Annotated in this window: 3 protein-coding genes; 1 reads left to right on the top strand and 2 read right to left on the bottom strand. The window is 43.8% G+C overall.

Going from position 1 to position 3,891, the window contains the following annotated elements:
• The coding region (locus ABWY16_RS09025) for a glycoside hydrolase family 97 catalytic domain-containing protein (RefSeq protein WP_353904318.1) at positions 1 to 1,101 on the top strand (1,101 nt) is incomplete at its 5' end.
• A gap of 45 nt (positions 1,102 to 1,146) precedes the next feature.
• Here the strand turns inward: ABWY16_RS09025 and ABWY16_RS09020 are convergent.
• On the bottom strand, positions 1,147 to 2,559 hold the full coding sequence (locus tag ABWY16_RS09020) for an MATE family efflux transporter (protein ID WP_353904317.1): 1,413 nt from the start codon (positions 2,557 to 2,559) through the stop codon (positions 1,147 to 1,149).
• A gap of 113 nt (positions 2,560 to 2,672) precedes the next feature.
• Positions 2,673 to 3,635: an SDR family oxidoreductase gene (locus ABWY16_RS09015; protein ID WP_353904316.1), complete on the bottom strand. Its 963-nt coding sequence runs from the start codon at positions 3,633 to 3,635 to the stop codon at positions 2,673 to 2,675.
• Positions 3,636 to 3,891 lie beyond the last annotated feature (256 nt).

Raw genomic sequence — 3,891 nt, 5'->3', positions numbered from 1 at the left:
TCTGTCATCAGGGATACCAAATGGATCCGTCCGGGGCAGGTGAGCTGGGAGTGGTGGAATGCAGCTTCGCCTTACGGGAAGGATGTGAATTTCGTTTCCGGTTTTAATCTGGAGACTTATAAATACTATATCGACTTTGCGTCGAAGAACAAGGTATCCTATATTATTATGGATGAAGGATGGGCAGAATCTGTTGATGATCCATTTACGCCAAATAAAAAGGTAGACTTGCATGAACTGATCCGTTATGGCAAGACAAGAAATGTAGATATTATTTTGTGGCTCACCTGGCTCAGTGTGGAGAAGAACATGGGTTTGTTCAAGACTTTCTCTGAATGGGGAATCAAGGGCGTAAAAATCGATTTCATGGACAGAAATGACCAGTGGATGGTTAACTATTACGAGCGGGTGGCCAAAGAAGCAGCCAGGTATAATATGCTTGTAGACTTTCATGGTGCCTTTACACCGAGGGGACTAGAACATAAATATCCCAATGTGATCTCTTATGAGGGGGTACGAGGCCTTGAACAAATGGAAAACTGCCAGCCTGCAAATTCAATCTATCTGCCTTTTATGCGAAATATAGTTGGCCCCATGGACTTCACACCCGGAGCCATGATCAATATGCAGCCGGAAGTGTATGGCGGTATTCGGCCTAACTCGGCCAGTGTGGGCACCCGGGCCTATCAACTGGCTCTCTTTGTCCTGTTCGAAAGCGGTGTGCAGATGTTATGCGATAATCCAACACTATACAAAAACAATCAGGATTGCACAGACTTTATTACCCAGGTACCTGTTACATGGGATGAGACAAAAGCACTGGTGGCGGATGCTGGTGAAGTTGTGGTAGTAGCAAAAAGAAAAGGTAAGAAATGGTTTATCGGAGGTATTACAAATGCAAAAGGGAGGGAGTTGACCATCAAACTGGATTTCCTGGAGAAAAACCATACTTACCAGATGAGCTCTTTTTCAGATGGGATCAATGCTGACAGGCAGGCTATGGATTATAAAACGGATAACACTCAGGTTACCGCTGATGCTGTTATTCCTGTCAGGTTAAGCAGAAACGGTGGCTATGCTGCAGTCATTACTGAACTATAATAGTTACAAAAGAAATACTTGTATTAATTGATGCTTTATTTTCAATTACACCTGGGTTTTTTTCCATTTCCCCTTCTTAAAAAGGATATAGGCCGCTATGGTTAATCCAATCTCTGCGGTAGGAATAGAAATAAACACCCCCTTTGGTCCCATTTCAAAATATTTGGCCAGCAGATAAGCAAAAGGAATCTGGAATACCCAAAATGTAAAGAGGTTGATTTTTGTTGGGGTGGATGTATCTCCAGCGCCATTAAAGGCACTCGTAAAAATCATGCCCATACCATAAATGATAAAACCAAAGCTTAAAATCCGGAGTGATAAAGTAGCCACATCCCTCACGGCCTCGTCCTCGGTAAAAAACGATGCAAACAGGTTTCCGCAGGTCAGGAATAAAATACTCACAACTGCTAAGATCACTACTGCATATCTGATCGTCTGAAATACAGATTGCTCGGCCCTGTCCACGTGTCCGGCACCTAAATTCTGACCAACCAAAGTTGCAGCTGCATTACTTAATCCCCATATCGGCAGCAGAAAAAACATCATGAGCCGTAGTGAGGTTTGATAACCTGCCGAGCCTGTGTCTCCACCAGTAGTAGCTACCAATTCTGCAAGGAAAATCCAGCTGCAGCTCGCGATCACAAACTGCAAAATGCCAGGAGCTGCAATTTTGGTAATGGCTTTAATCTGTTCCCATTCGGGTATAAAGTACTGGGGACGGACCTTTAGAATATTTTTACCGTTCCATAAACAGTAAACCTGATAGCAAACGCCCAGGCTGCGTCCAAGGGTAGTCGCCATTGCAGCTCCCGTTAAACCGAAGGCAGGTATCGGGCCTAGTCCGCGAATAAAAATTGGGCATAGAATGATATTGGCGATGTTTGCGATCCATAAACTGCGCATTGCGATCGCAGCATTACCGGCACCCCTGAAGATCCCGTTAATCAAAAACAGCATGACGATAATTATGCTTCCACCCATCATAATGCGGACAAAGTTGGTTCCATGAGTAGCGGTTTCCCTCGAAGCCCCCATGATCAGAAGGATATCTTTGGCGTATAAAAACCCGGCAATGCTGATAGCCACATTAATCACAGATGCCATTACAATAGTTTGCATGCCTGCTTTGGCTGCCGCTTCAGGATTCTTTTCTCCAATACGGCGGGCAACAACAGCCGTAGCGGCCATGCTTAAGCCAATAGCCAGCGAATAAATAACAGTTAGTACCGACTCTGTAAGCCCTACCGTCTGAATCGCGATCCTGCTGTTATCCAGATGCCCCACAAAATACAGGTCAACTAAAGCAAAAACAGATTCCATTGCCATTTCCAGCATCATAGGAATAGCCAAAAGAACAATTGCTCTCTTGATACTGATCGATGTCAAATCAACTTCACGACCTGCTAACGCCTGTTTTAAAACGGAAAAAAAAGAATATATCTGGTTTGACAGTCGCATAAAGAAATTGAGAATCGTTAATAGGTATATATATCACCTCAAGGATAAAAGTACTCAAATCTTTGAATCGATCCAAACAGACAAATAATCTACAAAAGAAAATACCGGGATAACTATTTCCGGCGCAGAGAGAGTAAACCTGCAGCAGTTGCAAGCAGTAATCCCGCAACCAGATACTTGCGATGTGCTTTGGGTTTTCCCGGAATTCCCCATCCTCCGTATACTGCGTTCCCATAATCCACAGGACCAAACACATTCCCATCAGATTTTGCAATGGGATCAGCATTTTTCAGGTAAGTACGGATAACTGCCCCGGTAATGCCACGCGTTAATGCGGGGAATAAGCCATATGATAATCTTAATAAGGTAGATACACTTCCAATCATAACTTCAGCCCGGGGTTTTTCCGCTAGCTTAACTATGCTTATGGCTACACGACGGGGATCATAGACAGGGGGAGCAGGCTTTAGGTATTTGCCAGTATAGTTTGCTGCATGTTGTATCCCCGGAGTATCCAGAAATGCAGGAAAGGCATCGCAGATATGTATGTTTGGCCAGTCTGCCAGTTCCGCTTTCAGAGCAGCTGAGAATCCCCTCAGACCAAATTTGCTGGCAGAATAACCTACACCGAAAGGAACAGGAAGAAATCCGCCGATAGAGATATTATTGATCAGCACACCATGCTTTTGAAGTTTAAAATAGGGCAGAACAGCATGCGCCCCGTTGATGTAGCCCATAAGATTGGTATTGATCACTTGCTGATGCACAGCCAGAGGAACCTCGTCAAAGCTGCCTACAGCGAGCAGACCGGCGTTATTTACCCATATATCTATTTTGCCGCCAAAAGCTTTCGCCTCTGCCGCCAGTTCGATCATCGCACTTGCGTCGGTGACATCGGTAATCACATATTTTACCTGCGCCCCCAACTCTGAACATTCTTCTGCTACTTCACGCAAAGCATCCGGATTTCTGGCAGCCAGAATCAATGTAGGTTTTTGTAATGCAAATTCTAAGGCTATTGCTTTTCCTGCACCACTTGAAGCTCCTGTCACTACTATTGTCTTATTTCCCAGCATAATATTAAAGATTACACTTTCTTAACCCCTCAGAAATGGGTAATGTTTTAATAAAGGGAGCTTAGCTGATATATTTACTAAAACGATTACTGATAATAATGATATCATACTGAAATCAATGTTTACCCTTCTCTTGCTAACACTCATCACTCCTGCGTTCTCCACTACGGATGTTGAGAACAAACTTATCATAAGTTACAAAAGAATCGATTACTGGTCTGAGCGTCAGAAAAAGCCAATAGTCTCTTACAACTAT

Origin of the sequence: Pedobacter sp., assembly GCF_040513095.1 — a bacterium.
GTDB lineage: Bacteria > Bacteroidota > Bacteroidia > Sphingobacteriales > Sphingobacteriaceae > Pedobacter.
The sequence above is the reverse complement of the archived record's forward strand: the minus strand, read 5'-3'. Positions and strand labels throughout refer to the sequence as shown.

Bases quoted from the DNA above. Each gene is read 5' to 3' on its own strand.
- ABWY16_RS09020 (WP_353904317.1), bottom strand. From the start codon at position 2,559: ATGCGACTGTCAAACCAGATATATTCTTTTTTTTCCGTTTTAAAACAG.
- ABWY16_RS09015 (WP_353904316.1), bottom strand. From the start codon at position 3,635: ATGCTGGGAAATAAGACAATAGTAGTGACAGGAGCTTCAAGTGGTGCA.